The 18,320-nt window shown below is 68.2% G+C and carries 18 protein-coding genes and 1 tRNA gene; 9 read left to right on the top strand and 10 right to left on the bottom strand.

Going from position 1 to position 18,320, the window contains the following annotated elements; genetic code table 11:
• Window positions 1-107: 107 nt before the first annotated feature.
• The 5 genes from ihfB to trpB are packed head-to-tail and all read left to right on the top strand — an operon-like array spanning window position 108 to window position 3,217.
• Window positions 108-395 (top strand): integration host factor subunit beta, encoded by a 288-nt coding sequence (ihfB, locus tag KF941_RS21010; protein WP_011750022.1) that lies wholly within the window; start codon window positions 108-110, stop codon window positions 393-395.
• Window positions 396-433: 38 nt separating this feature from the next.
• Window positions 434-835, top strand: a complete 402-nt coding sequence (locus KF941_RS21005; protein WP_214274408.1) for a LapA family protein — start codon at window positions 434-436, stop codon at window positions 833-835.
• A 4-nt stretch (window positions 836-839) separates the two neighbouring features.
• Complete coding sequence (locus KF941_RS21000) at window positions 840-1,487, top strand: phosphoribosylanthranilate isomerase (RefSeq protein WP_072462967.1); 648 nt, start codon at window positions 840-842, stop codon at window positions 1,485-1,487.
• Window positions 1,484-1,933: a GNAT family N-acetyltransferase gene (locus KF941_RS20995; RefSeq protein ID WP_214274407.1), complete on the top strand. Its 450-nt coding sequence runs from the start codon at window positions 1,484-1,486 to the stop codon at window positions 1,931-1,933. The genes KF941_RS21000 and KF941_RS20995 overlap by 4 nt, the downstream gene beginning before the upstream one ends.
• Window positions 1,934-1,984: 51 nt before the next feature.
• Window positions 1,985-3,217: a tryptophan synthase subunit beta gene (trpB, locus tag KF941_RS20990; protein WP_214274406.1), complete on the top strand. Its 1,233-nt coding sequence runs from the start codon at window positions 1,985-1,987 to the stop codon at window positions 3,215-3,217.
• A 16-nt stretch (window positions 3,218-3,233) separates the two neighbouring features.
• Here trpB and KF941_RS20985 read toward each other — a convergent pair whose 3' ends face one another.
• Window positions 3,234-3,851 carry a DsbA family protein gene (locus KF941_RS20985; RefSeq protein ID WP_214274405.1) on the bottom strand — a complete coding sequence of 206 codons (618 nt, stop codon included), beginning with the start codon at window positions 3,849-3,851 and terminating at the stop codon, window positions 3,234-3,236.
• A 91-nt stretch (window positions 3,852-3,942) separates the two neighbouring features.
• Here KF941_RS20985 and alkB point away from each other — a divergent pair, with 91 nt between their 5' ends.
• Window positions 3,943-4,575: a DNA oxidative demethylase AlkB gene (gene alkB, locus KF941_RS20980; protein ID WP_240540506.1), complete on the top strand. Its 633-nt coding sequence runs from the start codon at window positions 3,943-3,945 to the stop codon at window positions 4,573-4,575.
• Between the two features lie 66 nt (window positions 4,576-4,641).
• Here alkB and KF941_RS20975 read toward each other — a convergent pair whose 3' ends face one another.
• On the bottom strand, window positions 4,642-5,469 hold the full coding sequence (locus tag KF941_RS20975; RefSeq protein ID WP_036756418.1) for a bifunctional allantoicase/(S)-ureidoglycine aminohydrolase: 828 nt from the start codon (window positions 5,467-5,469) through the stop codon (window positions 4,642-4,644).
• 87 nt (window positions 5,470-5,556) lie between these two features.
• On the bottom strand, window positions 5,557-6,969 hold the full coding sequence (gene puuE, locus KF941_RS20970) for an allantoinase PuuE (protein ID WP_214274403.1): 1,413 nt from the start codon (window positions 6,967-6,969) through the stop codon (window positions 5,557-5,559).
• A 218-nt stretch (window positions 6,970-7,187) separates the two neighbouring features.
• On the opposite strand from puuE, the gene KF941_RS20965 reads away from it, so the two are divergent.
• On the top strand, window positions 7,188-8,552 hold the full coding sequence (locus KF941_RS20965) for an NCS2 family permease (protein ID WP_208861507.1): 1,365 nt from the start codon (window positions 7,188-7,190) through the stop codon (window positions 8,550-8,552).
• A gap of 384 nt (window positions 8,553-8,936) precedes the next feature.
• On the opposite strand, the gene KF941_RS20960 is transcribed toward KF941_RS20965, so the two are convergent.
• Window positions 8,937-9,010 (bottom strand) — tRNA-Thr (locus KF941_RS20960).
• Between the two features lie 478 nt (window positions 9,011-9,488).
• A complete protein-coding gene (locus tag KF941_RS20955; RefSeq protein ID WP_072462973.1) occupies window positions 9,489-9,872 on the bottom strand; it encodes a response regulator in 384 nt (127 codons plus the stop codon).
• Window positions 9,873-10,191: 319 nt separating this feature from the next.
• On the opposite strand from KF941_RS20955, the gene rpsB reads away from it, so the two are divergent.
• Both rpsB and tsf read left to right on the top strand, forming a co-directional pair.
• Window positions 10,192-10,977 (top strand): 30S ribosomal protein S2, encoded by a 786-nt coding sequence (rpsB, locus tag KF941_RS20950; RefSeq protein ID WP_116220584.1) that lies wholly within the window; start codon window positions 10,192-10,194, stop codon window positions 10,975-10,977.
• Window positions 10,978-11,074: 97 nt separating this feature from the next.
• On the top strand, window positions 11,075-11,965 hold the full coding sequence (gene tsf, locus KF941_RS20945) for a translation elongation factor Ts (RefSeq protein WP_036756409.1): 891 nt from the start codon (window positions 11,075-11,077) through the stop codon (window positions 11,963-11,965).
• 84 nt (window positions 11,966-12,049) lie between these two features.
• On the opposite strand, the gene KF941_RS20940 is transcribed toward tsf, so the two are convergent.
• From KF941_RS20940 to KF941_RS20920, 5 genes are all read right to left on the bottom strand, one after another.
• Window positions 12,050-12,889, bottom strand: a complete 840-nt coding sequence (locus KF941_RS20940) for a LuxR family transcriptional regulator (protein WP_240540505.1) — start codon at window positions 12,887-12,889, stop codon at window positions 12,050-12,052.
• Between the two features lie 512 nt (window positions 12,890-13,401).
• Window positions 13,402-14,277 (bottom strand): hypothetical protein, encoded by an 876-nt coding sequence (locus tag KF941_RS20935; protein ID WP_036756406.1) that lies wholly within the window; start codon window positions 14,275-14,277, stop codon window positions 13,402-13,404.
• Window positions 14,278-14,513: 236 nt separating this feature from the next.
• Window positions 14,514-15,476 carry a GGDEF domain-containing protein gene (locus KF941_RS20930; protein WP_346429017.1) on the bottom strand — a complete coding sequence of 321 codons (963 nt, stop codon included), beginning with the start codon at window positions 15,474-15,476 and terminating at the stop codon, window positions 14,514-14,516.
• Between the two features lie 8 nt (window positions 15,477-15,484).
• Window positions 15,485-16,054, bottom strand: coding sequence for a heme NO-binding domain-containing protein (locus KF941_RS20925; RefSeq protein ID WP_036756456.1), 570 nt, complete (start codon window positions 16,052-16,054; stop codon window positions 15,485-15,487).
• 25 nt (window positions 16,055-16,079) lie between these two features.
• Window positions 16,080-18,260, bottom strand: coding sequence for a ComEC/Rec2 family competence protein (locus KF941_RS20920; protein WP_346429016.1), 2,181 nt, complete (start codon window positions 18,258-18,260; stop codon window positions 16,080-16,082).
• Window positions 18,261-18,320: the final 60 nt, after the last annotated feature.

Genomic DNA, 18,320 nt, shown 5'->3' with positions numbered 1-18,320 from the left:
AGCGCGGCAACCAAACCGCCGGCCATGCGTTCTGTCGTTGAATGCCGCGCCGCCAGCCCTATGATCGCGCGACAGGAATTGTTGGAACACCAGATTCAGGAACCGCAATGATCCGATCCGAACTGATCCAGAAAATCTCCGAGGAAAACCCGCATCTGTTCCAGCGCGATGTCGAGCGGATCGTGAACACCGTTTTCGAAGAGATCATCGACGCCATGGCGCGCGGCGACCGGGTGGAACTGCGCGGCTTCGGCGCCTTCTCGGTGAAAAAGCGCGACGCGCGCCAGGGCCGCAACCCCCGCACCGGCGAGACCGTCAGCGTGGACGAAAAGCATGTGCCCTTCTTCAAGACCGGCAAGCTGTTGCGCGAACGGTTGAACGGCCTCGACGAATAGGCCAGATTGCCGGCGTCAATCTTTGCGGGGTTCAGGCGATGCGCACGATCCGGGTCTTCTTCCTTGTCATTCTGGCCATCGTGCTGATGCTGCTCGCGGCGGCGAATCGCCAGCTCGTCACCGTCAGCCTGGTGCCCGAGGCGCTGGCGCAATTCGCCGGCGGGCGCTGGTCGCTGACCATGCCGGCCTTCGTGGCGCTGTTCCTGGCCATGGTCTTCGGCGTGCTGGTCGGCCTGGTCTGGGAATGGCTGCGCGAATGGCATCTGCGCGCCGAATCCAGCCGCCGCGCGCATGACCTGGCGCAGCTGCAGCGCGAGGTCGGCGACCTGCGCCGCACCCATGCCGCGCCGCGCGACGACGTGCTGGCGATCCTGGACGAATCGGGGCGCAAGCCGGCCGCTCCGGCGGGCTCCGGCTCGACCCTGCCGGCACCGCGCTGATCCCATGGCCGTCTCCGTCAAGATCTGCGGCCTGACCGAGGCCGCCGGCCTTGCCGCGGCCGTCGAGGCCGGCGCCCGCTATGTCGGCTTCGTCTTCTTCCCGAAATCCCCCCGCCATGTGACGCCCGAGGCGGCGGCCGAGCTTGCCGCGCAGGTGCCGCTGGGCGTGGCCAAGGTCGGGCTCTTCGTCGATCCCGACGACGCGGCGCTGGAGGCGGTCCTCGCCCGCGTGCCCCTGGACCTGATCCAGCTGCACGGCACCGAGACGCCCGCCCGCGTGGCCGAGGTCAAGGCACGCAGCGGCCTGCCGGTGATGAAGGCGGTGGGCATTGCCGATCCGCAGGATCTCGATCAGCTCTGGGACTACGGCCTGGTGGCCGACATGCTGCTGATCGACGCAAAACCGCCCAAGGACGCGCCCCTGCCCGGCGGCAACGGCCTGGCCTTCGACTGGCGGCTGCTGGCCGGGCGGCAGATCCTCAAGCCCTGGCTGCTGGCCGGCGGCCTGACGCCCGAAAACGTGGCCGAGGCGATCCGCCTGACCCGCGCCCCCGGCATCGACGTCTCCTCGGGCGTCGAAAGCGCGCCGGGCATCAAGGATCCGCAGCGCATCCGCAGCTTCATCGCCCGCGCCACGGCCCCGATCCTGTGACCGCCGTCGCCTTCCGCAAGGCCCGGCGCGACGAGGTCGCCGCCGTCCTGGCCCTCCTGCGCGACGACATGCTGGGCCAGGCGCGGGAGGCAGGCGACCTCGCCCCCTATCTCGCCGCCTGGGACGCCATGCAGGCCGAGGCCGCGAACCACCTGGTCGTGGGCCTGCTGGGCGGCGAGGTGATCGCCTGCTACCAGATCACCGTCATCTCGGGCCTGTCGCTCCGCGCCGCCCGCCGCGCCCAGATCGAGGGCGTGCGCGTCCGCCCCGACCTGCGCGGCCGGGGCATCGGCGCGGCGCTGATCCGCGACGCCGAATCCCGCGCCCGCGCGGCCGGCTGCACGCTCCTGCAATTCACCACCAACCGCAGCCGCACAGAGGCGCATCGCTTCTACGACAGGCTCGGCTTTACCCCTTCCCATATCGGATATAAGAAATCCCTCTGACGGGGCTTCTCTGTTGCCCAAATACCCACCCGACCGCGCGCGAGGAAAGCCATGGCCGAAGACCTCATCAACAGCTTCATGACCGGCCCGGACGAGCAGGGCCGCTTCGGCATCTTCGGCGGCCGCTTCGTCAGCGAGACGCTGATGCCGCTGATCCTCGACCTCCAGGCGGAATACGACCGCGCCAAGGACGACCCCGCCTTCTGGGCCGAGATGGACGATCTCTGGAAACATTACGTCGGCCGCCCCAGCCCGCTCTATTTCGCCCCGCGCCTGACCGAGGAGCTGGGCGGCGCGAAGATCTATCTCAAGCGCGAAGAGCTGAACCATACCGGCAGCCACAAGATCAACAACGTGCTGGGCCAGATCCTGCTGGCGCGCCGCATGGGCAAGACCCGCATCATCGCCGAGACCGGCGCCGGCCAGCATGGCGTGGCGACGGCCACGGTCTGCGCCCGCTTCGGGCTGAAATGCATCGTCTACATGGGGGCGCATGACGTCGAGCGCCAGGCGCCGAACGTCTTCCGCATGCGGCTGCTGGGCGCCGAGGTGGTGCCCGTCACCTCGGGCCGCGGCACGCTCAAGGACGCGATGAACGACGCGCTGCGCGACTGGGTGACGAACGTCCGCGACACCTTCTACTGCATCGGCACGGTGGCCGGCCCGCATCCCTATCCCGCGATGGTGCGCGACTTCCAATGCATCATCGGCCGCGAGACCCGCCGCCAACTGGCCGAGCAGGAGGGCGAGGGACGGCTGCCCGACAGCGTGGTCGCGGCCATCGGCGGCGGCTCGAACGCCATGGGGCTGTTCCACCCCTTCCTCGACGATCCTTCGGTCCGCATCATCGGCGTCGAGGCCGGCGGCAGGGGCGTGGACGAGCGCATGCAGCATTGCGCCAGCCTGACCGGCGGCCGCCCCGGCGTGCTGCACGGCAACCGCACCTATCTGCTGCAGGACGACGAGGGCCAGATCCTGGAAGGGCATTCGATCAGCGCCGGGCTCGACTATCCCGGCATCGGCCCGGAACATGCCTGGCTCAAGGAACAGGGCCGCGCCGAATATGTCAGCGTGACCGATGACGAGGCGCTGGCGGCCTTCCAGACCCTCTGCCGGCTCGAAGGCATCATCCCGGCGCTGGAACCCAGCCACGCGCTGGCCCATGTCATCAAGATCGCGCCGGACTTGCCGCGCGACCACATCATGGTGGTGAACCTGTCGGGCCGCGGCGACAAGGACATCTTCACCGTCGCCAAGCACCTGGGCGTCGACATCCGCACCTGAGCGCGAAAGGCGCGCGCTATTTCGCGGCGCGCGCCTCGGCCACCAGCTCGGCCAGGTCGTCCTTGGCCAGATAGCCGAAGATCGCCCGCTCGCCGGCGACGAAGCTGGGCGTGCCGAGCAGCCCGATCTCGTCGGCCAGCGCCAGCGATTCCTCGATCCGCCGGGTGATCTCGGGCGCCTGCATGTCGCGCTGCAGCCGCGCCACGTCCAGCCCGACCTCGCGGGCGACGCGCAGCACCGACGCCTTCTCGGCCTTGCCGCGCATCGCCATCAGCGCGCGGTGGAACTCGGGATACTTGCCCTGCGCCTGGGCGGCCAGCGCCGCCTCGGCGGCAAAGCGCGAGCCCTCGCCGAAGATCGGGATCTCATGCACCACCAGCCTCACGCCGGGATCCGATTGCAGCAGCGCCGCCACCTCCGGCGCGCTCTTGCGGCAAAAGCCGCAATTGTAGTCCGAGAACTCGACCAGCACCGCATCGCCCCCGGCATTGCCCATCACCGGCAGGCCGGGACCGTCGAACACCGCCCGCTTGATCGCCGCGACCTCGGCCGGGCTGCGGTCCTGCGCCGCGACCGGCGCCAAGGGCAGGACGCAAAGCAGCGTCAGGACGATTGCGGCAAGGGGGCGGCGCATGGCAAGAATCCTTTCCTGTGGCCCGACCTGAAAGCCATCGCCATGGCCACAGGTCAAGCCGCAGCACATGACAATCCCGTGGGAGGGCTGCATGGAACCAGACCTGTTCGGAACCCGCCGCGACGAACCCCTCGGCCCCGGCGCCATGATCCTGCGCGGCTTCGCGCCCGGCCCCGCCATGGTTGAAGAGGTCGCGCGCATCGCCGGCCTCTCGCCCTTCCGGCAGATGCAGACTCCGGGCGGACGCTTGATCGGCGTCGAGATGACGAATTGCGGCGCGCTCGGCTGGGTCAGCGACCGGCGCGGCTATCGCTACGAGCCGCTGGACCCGCTGACCGGCCGGCCCTGGCCCGAAATGCCGCAGCGCTTCCGGCAGTTGGCACAAGAGGCCGCGGCGCGCGCGGGCTTCCCCGATTTCCGGCCCGATGCCTGCCTGGTCAACCGCTACGTGCCGGGGGTCAAGATGGGCCTGCACCAGGACCGCGACGAGGCCGACATGGCCGCGCCCATCGTCTCGGTCTCGCTGGGCCTGCCCGCGACCTTCCAGTTCGGCGGCCCCGAGCGCGGCAACCCGGTGGCGAAACACGCGCTGACCCACGGCGATGTGGTGGTCTGGGGCGGCCCGGCGCGGCTGAACTGGCACGGCATCCTGACGCTCAAGCCGGGCGAGCATCCGCTGACCGGCGCCGCCCGCATCAACCTGACCTTCCGCCGCGCCCGCTGACCGGCTTTCTCCGTTTTCCAAATACCCCGGGGGAAGCCGCGCAGCGGCTGGGGGCAGAGCCCCCTCCTACTTCCAGATCGGCGCGTGCCGGTTCACGTCCTTGTAGAGCAGATAGCGGAAATTCCCCGGCCCGCCGGCATAGCAGCATTGCGGGCAAAAGGCGCGCAGCCACATGAAATCGCCGGGGCCCACCTCGACCCAGTCGCGGTTCAGCCGGTAGACCGCCTTGCCCTCGATGACGAACAGCCCATGCTCCATCACATGCGTCTCGGCAAAGGGGATCGAGCCGCCCGGCTTGAAGGTCACGATGGTGATATGCATGTCGTGGCGCATGTCCGCCGGGTCCATGAAGCGGGTGGTGGCCCAGCTGTCATTGGTCTCGGGCATCGGGATCGGGGCGATGTCGCGCTCGTTGGCGACGATCACCTCGGGCTTTTCCAGCCCCTCGACCGCCTGCCAGCGCTTGCGCCACCAGTGGAAGCGCGAGGTCTCGGCACCATTGCGCACCGACCAGGCCATGCCGGCGGGGATATAGGCAAAGCCGCCGGGCACCAGTTCATGCGCCTTGCCGTCGATGGTCAGCGTGACCGCGCCCTCGGTGACGAAGATCGCGGCCTGCACGCCCGCGTCGTCCTCGGGCCGGTCCGAGCCGCCCTGCGGCGCCAGCTCGACGATATACTGGCTGAAGGTCTCGGCAAAGCCCGAGAGCGGCCGGGCGATCATCCACATCCGCATCCCCGTCCAGCCCGGCAGGAAGCTGGTGACGATGTCGCGCATCGTGCTGGCGGGGATGACGGCATAGGCCTCGGTGAAGGTGGCGGTGTCGGTGGACAGGTCGGTCTGCGGCGGCAGGCCGGCGAAAGGCCCGGCATAGGTCGGGGTCTTGGCGGTCATGTCAGGTCTCCGTTGCGCCGGGGTCTCTCTGGCCCGGATCGTGGCTGGCAAACCCCGCCCGCGACCAACGGCGGGCGGGGCCGGGGCTCAGGCATCGCCCAGCATCTGCTGCAGGCGCAGCGCGCCGATGCGGCTGACCTGGCGCTCGGCCTCGGCGCGCTCGGTCGCGCTGTCGTTGTCGAGACGCCGGCGCATGGCGGCCATGATCCCCGGCTTGTCGTGGTCGCGCACGGCGATGATGAAGGGGAAGCCGTGCTTTTCCACATAGGCCGTGTTCAGGCGGTCGAACTCGGCGCGCTCGGCATCGGTCAGGCTGTCGAGCCCGGCGCTGGCCTGTTCGGCGGTGCTGTCGGCGGTCAGGCGCTTGGCCGCGGCCAGCTTGCCGGCCAGGTCCGGGTGCGCCAGCAGCACGCCCAGCCGCTCTTCGTCGCTGGCCGCGCGGAAGACCTGCGCCATGCGCGCGGCAAGCCCGGCGGCGGTGTCGTGGATCGCGCCCATCTCGCCCTCCCAGACGCGCTCGGCGATCCAGGGCGAATGCTCGTAGATGCCGCCGAATTTCTCGACGAACGCCTCGCGGTCCATCTGCGAGGGGCGCTGCCTGGGCTGCCAGGGATGCGCCCGCGCCCAGTGCCGCGCGATGTCGAGCCGGGTGGCGAACCAGACCCCCTCGTGGCTGCGGGCATGGTCGAGGAAGCGCTTGATCGCCATGGCCCGGCCCGGCCGGCCCGCGAGGCGGCAGTGCAGGCCGATGGACATCATCTTGGGCGCGCCGGCCTCTCCCTCGGCATAAAGCACGTCGAAGCTGTCGCGCAGGTAGTCGAAGAACTCGACCCCGGTGCCGAAGCCCTGGCCCGAGGAAAAGCGCATGTCGTTGGCGTCCATCGTATAGGGCACCATCAGCTGCGGCTTGCCGTCGTGGACATGCCAATAGGGCAGGTCGTCGGCGATGGTGTCGGCCAGGTATTCGAATCCGCCCTCCTCGCAGCCCAGAGCCACCGTGTTCATCGAGGTGCGGCCCTGGTAGAAGCCGCGCGGCCGCTCGCCGGTGACGCGGGTGTGCAGCTCGACCGCGCGGGCGATATGCTCGGCCTCGACCTCGCGCGGGATGTCGCGGTAGTCGATCCATTTCAGGCCGTGGGTGGCGATCTCCCAGCCGGCGGCCTGCATGGCGGCGACCTGTTCGGGCGCGCGCTCCAGCGCGGTCGCGACGCCGTAGACGGTCACGGGCACGTCGCTGAGCAGCCGGTGGAGCCGCCAGAACCCCGCCCGCGCGCCATAGTCATAGATCGATTCCATGTTCCAGTGGCGCTGGCCGGGCCAGGGCTGGCAGCCGATGATCTCGGACAGGAAGGCTTCCGAGGCGGCGTCGCCATGCTCGATGCTGTTTTCGCCGCCTTCCTCGTAGTTGATGACGATCTGCACCGCGATCCGGGCATTGCCGGGCCATTTGGGATCGGGCGTATGCTCGCCATAACCGATCATGTCGCGGCTGTATCGCATCGCTTGCTTCCTTTCCTGATTTCTGGCTGACTAGCACTCATCACCCTGCCGGCCCCGCAGGCAACCCGAGAATTTCTATAAACAGAACCAAGTTTTTCTTGAAAATGGCTGTTTATTAACGTCCCGTTGAAACTCTGTCGCCAGACCCTGCATTCTCGTTGAAGATGCCTGGGCATAATCTGGCCAGCATGGCGGGCAAACCGCCAATGGGAGGAATCATGCCAGACAAGCAATCCGGCCTGACGGCCAGCGGCGCCAGCATCAGTCCAGGGGAAGGAACCGTGCTCGACAAGCGCTTCGGCCTGACGGCCCATGGCACCAGCGCCAGAACCGAGGTGATCGCGGGGATAACCACCTTCCTGACGATGGCCTACATCATCTTCGTGAACCCCGAGATCCTGTCCTCGACCGGCATGGATCGCAACGCGGTCTTCGTCGCGACCTGCCTGGCCGCGGCGCTGGGATCGGCGATCATGGCGCTTTGGGCCAACTGGCCCATCGGCATGGCGCCCGGCATGGGGCTGAACGCCTTTTTCGCCTTCACCGTGGTCGGCGCGCTGGGGTTCACCTGGCAACAGGCGCTGGGGGCGGTGTTCATCTCGGGCCTGGTGTTCCTGTTCCTGTCGGTGACGGGCATCCGGCGCTGGCTGATCGCGGGCATCCCCACATCCATGCGCAGCGCCATCGCGGCCGGCATCGGCATGTTCCTGGGGCTGATCGCGCTGAAGAACTCGGGCATCGTGGTGGACAACCCGGCGACGCTGGTCGGCCTGGGCGACCTGACCCAGACCGGCACGCTGCTGGCCATCGCCGGCTTCTTCATCATCGCGGCGCTGGATGCGCTGAAGGTGCGCGGCTCGATCCTGATCGGCATCCTGGTCATCACCGTCGTCTCGATCGCCATCGGCGCCAGCCCCTTTGCCGGGGTGATCTCGATGCCGCCCTCGATCATGCCGACCTTCATGCAACTCGACATCGCCGGGGCGCTGACCGTCGGCATCTTCCACGTGATCCTGGTCATGGTGCTGGTCGAGGTCTTCGACGCCACCGGCACGCTGATCGGCGTGGCCAAGCGCGCCGGCCTGCTGACCGAGGGGCCGACCCATACCAACAAGAACCTGGGCCGGGCGCTGATGGCGGATTCAACGGCGATCCTGGCCGGCTCGATGCTGGGCACCAGCTCGACCACCGCCTATGTCGAAAGCGCCTCGGGCGTGCAGGCGGGCGGGCGCACCGGGCTGACCGCGCTGGTCGTGGCGGGTCTGTTCCTGTTGGCGGTGTTCTTTGCGCCGCTGGCGGGCTCGGTCCCGGCCTATGCCACCGGGCCGGCGCTGCTTTACGTCGCCTGCCTGATGGTGCGCGAGTTCGAGGAGATCCAGTGGAGCGACGTCACCGAAAGCGCGCCCGCCGTGCTGACGGCGCTGATGATGCCCTTCACCTATTCCATCGCCAATGGCTTGGCCTTCGGTTTCGTGAGCTATGCCGCGATCAAGCTGGCGACCGGCCGCGCGCGCGAGGTGCATGCCGCGACCTGGATCGTCGCCGCGCTGTTCGTGATCCGGTTTGCCTTCTTCATGGAGTGATCTGCGCCAAGGCCGGGGGGCTGTCTGCCCCCCGGACCCCCCGAGGATATTTGGACAAGGAAGAATGGAACTTGCCGGGTCGGCCGGGATTCCGGCCGGAGACCATTGCCTGGGCCGCGTGATCGCGCATCGCAAGCCGGGCCATCGCAAGCCGGGGCGCGGGATGCGCATCCGGCCGTTGCGTTTCTGGCCGGGTTTCGGCGGGATCCCCGGCAGGCCGGGTGCCGCGGCCCGGCATGGTTTATCGCATCGGGTGAACGGGGCGAGGAAAGCGGTGAGGGAGCGGTGAGGGAGCGGTGAGGGAGCGGTGAGGGAGCGGTGAGGGAGCGGTGAGGGAATTTTCCCGTCCGGCGCGGCTTGGTTTTCGTCGCCGTCGGCTGCGCGTGCCCCCTGTCCGATTCGAACGGACGACCTACCGCTTACAAGGCGGTTGCTCTGGCCAGCTGAGCTAAGAGGGCGACGCCCGGACTGTTTAAACGACCAGCGCCTTTCGGGCAAGTGAGTCCGCCGCGCCGGGAAGATGATAGGCCGCAGCCCAGCCAGGAGTGCAGATGCAGCCGACCGTCTGTCGCCCGGTGCCTGCCCGCCGATTCGACGAAGGCCAGGCGGCGCGGAGGGAGGCCAATGCCTGGGACGCAGATACGATGCCGCAGGGCACAGGGCACAGGGCACAGGGCACAGGGCACAGGGCACAGGGCACAGGGCACAGGGCACAGCCTGCGATAGGCAGCTACTGAACGCAAGGCGACCCTCGCCTGGCCGGGACAGCATCCATTCTACCGCGGGACAGGTCTTGGGAAGGATGGCCCCGAGGCGTCGCTGACTTGCCATTCGCCCTTGGGGAATCGCCACCATCGTAGCCGAGGGCGGGGCAGTTCGCGCTGCCGCATGGCGAGGGCCGATGCTGCCCCGCCTGCCCGCGCGCCCTTGCCACGGTCACGGGGGACGGCCATCGGGGGCCGCGACCATGCGCACCGTCTCGACCAGCCGCACCGGGTCGAGCGGATAGGGCAGCCAACCCGCCGCCCCGGCATTGCGGGCGCGGGCCTTCAGCTGCGGCGTGGCCGAAACGGCCATGACCAGGATCGGGATGTCGCGCAGGCGGGCCTGGCGCCGCACCGCCTCGATGAAGCCGAAACCGCAGACCCGCCGCATGTTGATGCCCGTCAGGATCACGTCGACGGAAGCGGTCCTGAGCAGCGCCAGCCCCTCGGCGCCGTCGCAGGATCGCTGCACCGCCATCCCCGCCGCCTCCAACGCAGCGACGGCGGCTTCGCGCAATTCGCCGCGGGGATGCTGGACCAGCACCGTCAGCGCCATCGCCGCCCCCAGACGACCGGGCCAGGCCGTCCTTTTCCTTCCGCAGCGATCATCCGCCCCTCCGATTCAGCCGGTTTCGCGCAGGATCGCGCAGAAATATTGAATTTCGGTTGACGCGGCCGGAGCGGAAGGCCATCTGTCCCGAATTGCCGCGAAACCGGCCCATTTCCTGTCGCCGGGGCTTGCATTCCGGGCGGAAAAGGACTATTTCGCGCGCACTTCACAGGCGGGGTCGGGCCCCGGAGGGAGACATCCTTCGACGGTCCACCGGTTGGGGCAAGCCCCTGAAAGCCCCGCCAAGGCGCAAACCGGAAAGGACATGGACATGGCGCTTCCCGAATTCTCCATGCGTCAGCTGCTTGAAGCTGGCGTTCATTACGGCCACCAGACCCAGCGCTGGAACCCCCGCATGGCCGAGTTCATCTATGGTGAACGCAACGGCATCCACATCGTCGACCTGACCCAGACCGTGCCGATGCTGGACGCGGCGCTGCAGGTGGTGCGCGACACCGTCGCCAAGGGCGGCCGCGTGCTGTTCGTCGGCACCAAGCGCCAGGCGCAGAAAGCCGTCGCCGACGCGGCCGAGCGTTCGGCACAGTTCTACATGAACCACCGCTGGCTGGGCGGCACGCTGACCAACTGGAAGACCGTCTCGCAGTCGATCCAGCGCCTGAAGGCGCTTGACGAGACGCTGGGTTCGGGCGCCGAGGGCCTGACCAAGAAGGAACGGCTGCAGATGGAGCGCGAGCAGGCCAAGCTGCAAGCCTCGCTGGGCGGCATCCGCGAGATGGGCGGCCTGCCCGACCTGCTGTTCGTCATCGACGTGAACAAGGAAGACCTGGCCATCGCCGAGGCGAAGAAGCTGGGCATCCCGGTGGTCGCCGTGGTCGACACCAACTGCTCGCCCAAGGGCGTGGACTATGTCATCCCCGGCAACGACGACGCCGCCCGCGCCATCGCGCTTTACTGCGACCTGATCAGCCGCGCCGCGCTGGACGGCATGACCGCGCAGATGGGCGCTGCCGGCGTGGACCTGGGCGCGCTGGAAGCCAGCGTCGAGGAAGAGCTGGCCGGCGAGACCGCTGAGGAAGCCGCCGAAGCCTGATCGGCGCCGGTCCCAAGCGGGCCGCGACAGGTTTACGGAACATTCATCAGGCGGGGATAAACCCCGCCTGACGCATTGAAAAGCAAGGAGACTCTCGATGGCTATCACCGCTGCTATGGTGAAAGACCTGCGCGAAACCACCGGCGCGGGCATGATGGACGCCAAGAAGGCGCTGACCGAAACCAATGGCGACATGGAAGCCGCCGTCGACTGGCTGCGCACCAAGGGTCTGGCCAAGGCCGCCAAGAAATCGGGCCGCGTCGCCGCCGAGGGCCTGGTGGGCGTCGCCGTCCGCGCCGGCCGCGGGGTCGCCGTCGAACTGAACTCGGAAACCGATTTCGTCGCCAAGAACGCCGATTTCCAGCAGCTCGTGCGCGAGATCACCAATGTCGCGCTGGACGCTGCCACCGATGTCGAGGTGCTGAAGGCCACGCATCTGAACGGCCGCCCGGTCGAGGACGTGCTGACCGACGCCATCGCCCGCATCGGCGAGAACATGACCCTGCGCCGGATGCACGCGCTGGAAGGCGACACCATCGTCTCTTACGTGCATAACGCCGCTGCCGAGGGCATGGGCAAGATCGGCGTGCTGGTCGCGCTGAAGGGCGATGCCGCCAAGGCGCAGGAGATCGGCAAGCAGATCGCCATGCATATCGCGGCGACCAACCCGGCCTCGCTGTCGGAAGCCGACCTGGACCCCTCGCTGGTCGAGCGCGAGAAGTCGGTGCTGACCGAGCAGGCCCGCGAATCGGGCAAGCCCGAGGCGGTGATCGAGAAGATGATCGAAGGCCGGATGAAGAAGTTCTTCGAGGAAGTGACCCTGCTGGGCCAGAAATTCGTCATCAACCCCGACGTGACCGTGGCCCAGGCCGCGCAAGAGGCCGGCGTCGAAGTGACCGGCTATGCCCGCGTCGTGGTCGGCGAAGGCATCGAGAAGAAGGAAGAGGATTTCGCCGCCGAGGTCGCCAAGACCCGCGCCGGCGCCTGATTCTCGCCAGACCCGGATTACGGACGCCGGCCCCCTTTTGGGCCGGCGTTTCGCATTCCGCGACGGCATCGGGCCGCAATGCGTCTAGCCGGCGCAGATCTGGTCGCGCGCCGGCAGCCCCGGCGCGCCGTCTCGGGCGGGCGAGGGATGCCCGCCCTGTCCGGGGCCATGGGGCTCGGCGGTGGAGTTGAAGATCTGCCTGCGGCTGGCGGCCAGCAGGATCGCCTGCGCCGTAGTCTTGGCCCCCAGCGCCTTGCGCGCCAGCCGCAGATGCTTTTCCACCGTGGCCGGCGTGACGTCCAGGATCTCGGCGATTTCCTGGGTGGTGCGGCCGACCGAGATGCATTCCAGCACCTCGCGCTGGCGCAGGGTCAGCACGCATTCCTGCTCGGCATGGGGAAGGGTCGAGATGCGCAGATGCGCCAGCCGGCTCAGCGCCTCGACAAGCCGGCCGTGCTGCGCCCAAAGCGCGTCCAGCCGGTCCTGCCGCATGCCGATCGCGCCGCCGAGGATCACGCCGGCGCGCACCCGCTCCACATCGTCGCCCATGCCGACCGCATAGCCCGCGACATGGCCGTAGCGGGCGAAAGCATCGGCCGCGCGCTCTTCCTGCGGCGTCAGCCGCCCGGCCAGGCGGAGCCGCCGCATCCAGTCCCAGCTTTCGCTGCCCCTGTTATGGGTCAGCCAGCGGTGCATCGGCAGGCTTTCAAGCAGGTCCAGCGCGGCAAGCTCCTGCATCAGGCGCGGCGGGTAACTGGACAGCAGGACGCGGTCCTCCAGCATCCGGTCGCACGAGGCCTCCAGGATCCGCACCGCATGATAGGAAATGTTGGGAAAACCCAGTTCGGTCAGGCGCGCAACGTAATGCTGCCAGACCTCTTGCGCCGAACGGGCCCCCAGGATGACTTCGATGTCATTCAGCATTTCCATATTATACCAAGCTCTTTCGAAAATATTTAAGAATAAATTTGCACCATAACGGATAGCTTTGAAACATTATTGCCAAGAACCGCAAAGGATCAATGCATCACGCGCAAACCGAACGGTTACGTAAGGTCAACATGATTAACCCTGGCCGTGAAACCCGTTGTTCGTCATGGAAAATCTTCCGTCCGCCGATGAAATGGCCACGCCATCACCACGATTTTTGCCGCAGGATTCGCCATATCGCGCCATTTTCGCGACACGTCATGATTGCATGATTGAATAAATTTCCACCTTTGCATGAAAATCGCGCGGCTCGGTGCCAGGGCGGGGGGAATCCGGGCCACTCGTCGACGCGGTGTCGTTGGAAGCCCGCGCCGGGACATTCATGAAAACCCGCCGCTGCCGCAGAATCAGCCATGCCGCGGTGCCGGTTCCCCGGCCGGCAATTGCAGCCGATCTTGCGCTTTCGCACCGGCCCGCCGCATTCCGCAAGCCGGGAAACCGCCCGGTCAGGGGGTAAGGAATTCGATTCCGGGCAGGGCGGCGATCTCGGCCATGTCGGCGTCATAGGCGGCGGTGATGCGATCGACCATCTGCTGGGTCCAGCCGGGCAGGTTCAGCTCGACCTCGATCTGCTCGGGCTGGCCATATGCCTCCAGGGCGGCGGCAAAGATGCGGCGGCGGCTTGCGACGGTCAGCCGTTCTTCCTGCGCCAGCGCGTCGCGGATCATGCGGATGCCGTCCGGGTGCAGGATGTCGCCCAGGATCTGCAATCCGGCCTTGAGCGGCACGTCGGCGGGCATGGTCGCGATGCGGCGCACCACCTCGGGCCAGATCAGCGAGGTGTCCTCGTGGCACCAGACCACCAGGCGCCGGCCCGGCAGCGCGGCCTGGATGCGCCGCAGCGCCGGCCCCCAGCGCAGCGCCTCGGGATCGACGCCGTCCATCAGCTCGGCATAGCTGCCGCTGCCCTCCTGCGACAGGACGAACGGGACCAGCGTGGCCGGGTTCTTCAGCGCGATGAAGAACTCGACCTCGGCGCTGGGAAACAGGTTGGCCAGCGCCGCCATCTTCTCGCCGGCGGTGACGTAAAGCCCCTCGGGCGAGATGGCCCGCGTCGCCCGGCCAAGAAAGCTGGGCGTGCTGCAAATGATACGGCGCGGATCGTCCGAATCCAGGATCGCATCCAGCATCACCTGCTCCATCGCCTTGGTGGCGGGGCCACCGCGCAGCGCGCTCAGCGCCTCGTTGAAGATCTCGCCATGCCGGTTCGGGGTGACGGGCTCGATCCCGTTGCGCAGCAGCCAGTCGCGGTTCTGCAACAGCGTCTTGACCATGCGATAGAGGTCCGTTCCGTGAACCCCGCAATGAAAGACCACCTGCATACCCGCAACCCCCGACTCGTTTGGGCGCACAGTAACCAGCAATGCGCGCGCAGAAAACCTCATGGTTGAGCGACGCCTGTGCCGATCCCGCGCCCCGCGCCCACCGTCCATGCCCGGCCATCTTGCGACGCGCCGCCGCGGCGCGGAACAGCAGGACCGGATCGCAGCTGAGGCGCGGCATGCGGCATGCGGCATGGCCGGAGCGCGATCATCCGCCCCGATCATCCAGGCGCGGATCAGCCGCCGGGATCGGTCCACAGCACCACCCTGCCCTTGCCGGCCAGCTTCGCCTGGTAAAGCGCCGCATCCGCCATCTCGAACAGCTGGTGCTGGTGGGTGATGCGCCTGTTGCCGGACACCGCAACGCCCATGCTGGCCGTGATCCGGCACGGATAGGTTTTCGCGGCCATGATCTGGTGGATCATCCGGGTGCAGACGTTCATCGCATCCTCCTCCGGCCTGTCGGAGAAGATCAGGATCAGGAACTCGTCCCCGCCGATGCGGCAGACCCGGTCGCCGGAACGCACCCCCGAGGCCAGGACCGATGCCACCGTGACCAGGACGCGGTCGCCGGCGGCATGGCCGAATCGGTCGTTGACCTCCTTGAAATGGTCGAGATCCAGGTGGACCAGCGCAAAGGGATCCCGGTTGCGCGCCTCGAATGCCTTGGAAAAGACGACGTCGAAGCCACGCCTGTTCAGCAGCCCGGTCAGCGGATCGGTGATCGACAGGATCTGCGCGCTTTCGCGGGCGCCCTCCAGGCTGGTGTTGACGCGCGACAGTTCCAGCAGCGCCGCGCGGTTCGCCTCGTGCAGGAACAGGAATTCCATGGCCAGGTCGGACGGCGGAAAATCGGAATCGTTCAATTCGAATTTCTGCACTGCCGAGGAAAGGTATATGCCGAAGCCCAGGTTGAGCATGGCCATGTCCGGCGACAGATGCACGCCATGCCCGCGCAGGGAAACGCCGCCATGGTCGCGCAGCTGCAGAAAGACCCGCCTGCCGCAGCCAAGCTGGGGAAACAGCTCCTCGAAACGGATGCGGTGGCCCAGGTTGTTGGCGGGAATGAAGGCGTCCTCCAGGCGGGACGCGCTGCCCAATACCTTGGCAAGCGTCTTGCCGCGCGACACCATCACGCCGGCGCGATCCACCATGAGATGCATCGGCATCAGCTCCGACAGGGTGCGAATGTCTATCACGGCGTCTTTCAAATCTGCGCTCGCTTGGGGGAAAGCTCGAAGCCCCGCTTGCTGGAGTAATCAGGCAGGACGACATCTATGTCGATGCGGTCCCGGACGACCGAAATGACGGCAAGCGAGCCATAGTCGTCCGCCATCACCCGCAGCATGCCGGCCAGGACGCGCATCAGGCCCGGCTGGTGCGGCTCGGCGATGATCCGGTAGCGTCCCGGCGCGTCGGACAGGACCGTGAATCCGGGAAACTCCAGGTCGGGGATCACCAGGTGGATGCGGCCCGGCAATTCGCGCAGCGATTCGACGAATTCCTGGAAATTCGCGCCGCCGAACCGCAACAGCCGGCGGATCTGCTCCTGCCGGCTCAGCCATGCCCCGACATCCTCGAGCAGCTCGCCCACCGATTTGTCGAGCCGCCGGGCCGAGGCGAGGACGATGGCATGGGTGATGCTGTCCGGGCTGCTTTCCCAGGTCAGGAACCCGTCGGGGTGGACATCGGCTTCGGCGGCGACCTGCTGCCAGGTCGCGCTGCCATAGGTGTTGCGCAGGAACGCCTCGATACAGCGATTGACCAGACCATGCATTTTCTTGGACCCCGTGCGGATTGCGTCAATGCCAGAGCCGGCGGATGCCCGGCCGGTCGACGGAAACGTATCTGGGGCCGGAAGGCTCCAGGAATATCGCCACCGCGCCGTGTTTCCGCAGATAGGGCGGATCGAGGACCAGGCATTCGCCCAGGGCGGCGGGGCTGGGGGAAAGGGCGGCGTTCGCGACCAGGATGCCGCCTTCGCGGCAATGGCCGCGGGCATCCTCGCGCGTGGCCTTGCCGGTCAGGTGGCGGATGCGAAGCCGGGTCCCGCCCCGGTCGAGTTCCGCCCAGCGATTCGCGGGCGGGCCCTGCCACAGCGGGCGCGCCGCGGCACCGGCCTGATCGGCGGCGTCGCCATCGGCCTTGAGCCAGCTTTCTACCGCGAAGCTGCCGCCGCCGGGCTTCGAAGGCACCCTGCCCGCGGGGGTCAGCACCGCCACCGCGTCGCCCTGGGCCGAAACCAGGATGTCGGGGCGTGTCGCACCCAGCCACAGCACCCCCGCCGCCGCCAGCAGGGCGATGCCCGTGCCCCGGCGCAAAAGCGGCAGGGGGCCGCGCGCGCCCGCGGGCTGCGCACCGGGCAAAAGCAGCATGGCGCCCACGGCCATCAGCGGCAGGACGGCGCGCGGCGCGACGGGAAACAGCGTGACCGCCCCGCCCAGGTCCGAGATCCATTGCGCGACCGCCAGCATCCAGCCGGTTCCCAGCCCCATCAGCCACAGGGCCGGTTGCGCCAGGCCCAGCGGCGCCAGCAGCGCGGCAAAGACACCGCCCGGCATCACCAGCGCGCCGACGACGGGCACGACCAGCATGTTGGCCAGCAGGCCGTATTGCGTCATCCGCCCGAAATGCGCCGCGGCGATGGGGGCCGTCACCATGCCGGCCACGAAAGAGGACAGAAACAGCATCAGGACCGGCCGAGCCCACCAGGGCAGCCGCGGCGACAGCCTTGCCCATGGCTCCTGCATCAGGATCAGCGCGACCGTGGCGGCAAAGCTCATCTGGAAGCCGGCCTCGGTCAGCGCCTCGGGATTCAGCACCAGCACGATGCCGGCGGCGACGGCGACGGTGCGCAGCGACACCGCGCGCCGGTCGGCGATGATCGCAAGCAGCATCACCGCCACCATGATGAAGGCGCGCTCGGTCGCGACGCCGCCGCCCGAAAGCCACAGATACAGCGCCGAGGCGCAAAGCGCCCCCGCCGCCGCCAGCTTGTGGACCGGCACCGCCCGCACCCCGCCCAGCCCCTGCGCCGCCACGCCGCCCAGCCGCAACGCGGCATAGACGAAGCCGGCCAGCATGCTCATGTGCAGCCCCGAGATCGACACGATGTGGTAAAGATTCGAATCGCGCATGATCTGGTTGGTCTGCTCGGCGATGCCGGAACGGTCGCCGGTCATCAGCGCGGCCGAGACCGCCCCCGCCTGGCCGCCGATCCGCTCCTGCATGGCCTGGGACAGCGACATGCGGATGCGGTGCAGCGCCAGCATCCCGCCATCGGCCGGCGGCTCGACCGTCATCACCGGCGTGCGGGCATAGCCCACCGCGCCCAGGCGTTCGAACCAGGCCAGGCGGCGAAAGTCGAAGCCGCCCGGCTCGGACGGGCCGGCGGGCGGACCCAGATGCGCGGTCAGCATCACGCGCTGGCCGGGCACCGGCAGTTCCTGCGGCTCCATCAGCGAGATCCGCACCCGCGCCGGCGTGCGGCCGGGCGCGACCTCGTGCAGCCCGACCTGATCGAGCAGCAGCCGCAGCCGGTCGCGCGACGAGCGGTCGATGCCCACGACCCGCCCCTCGACCGGGCCGTAATAGCGGAAATCCAGCACCGGGGCGGCGACCAGATGCGCCCGGACCCCGGCGAGCCCCGCCCCCAGCACCACCAGCAAGGCTGCGAAGGCGGCCAGCCGCAGCCGGTCCGCCCAGGCCCAGCCCAGCCTGCCGGACCCGGCCAGCCGCATCGCACCGCCGGGCAGCAGCAGGCAGGCGACCCCGGCCAGGACCAGCCCGGCATGGAAGCCCGGCCCCGGTTCCCGCGGCAGCAGGAACCAGCCGCCGATGCCCAGCGCAAGCCAGAAGGGCATCCAGGGCAGCAGCCCCGCGCGAATGCCGACCGACGGCCGCAGCCCGGCCGCAGCCTGCCGCCCGCCGCGCGGCCCCAGGGCCGGCAGCCGCGTTTGCAAAGCATTCACCGATTCCGTCACCAAAACTTGTCCTTGCCGTGGCACTTGCTTATCTGTGGCGCCAAGATTGGCATGCCGACC

Source organism: Paracoccus sp. pheM1 (assembly GCF_018499825.1).
GTDB classification, from domain to species: Bacteria; Pseudomonadota; Alphaproteobacteria; order Rhodobacterales; family Rhodobacteraceae; genus Paracoccus; species Paracoccus versutus.
The sequence above is the reverse complement of the archived record's forward strand: the minus strand, read 5'-3'. Positions and strand labels throughout refer to the sequence as shown.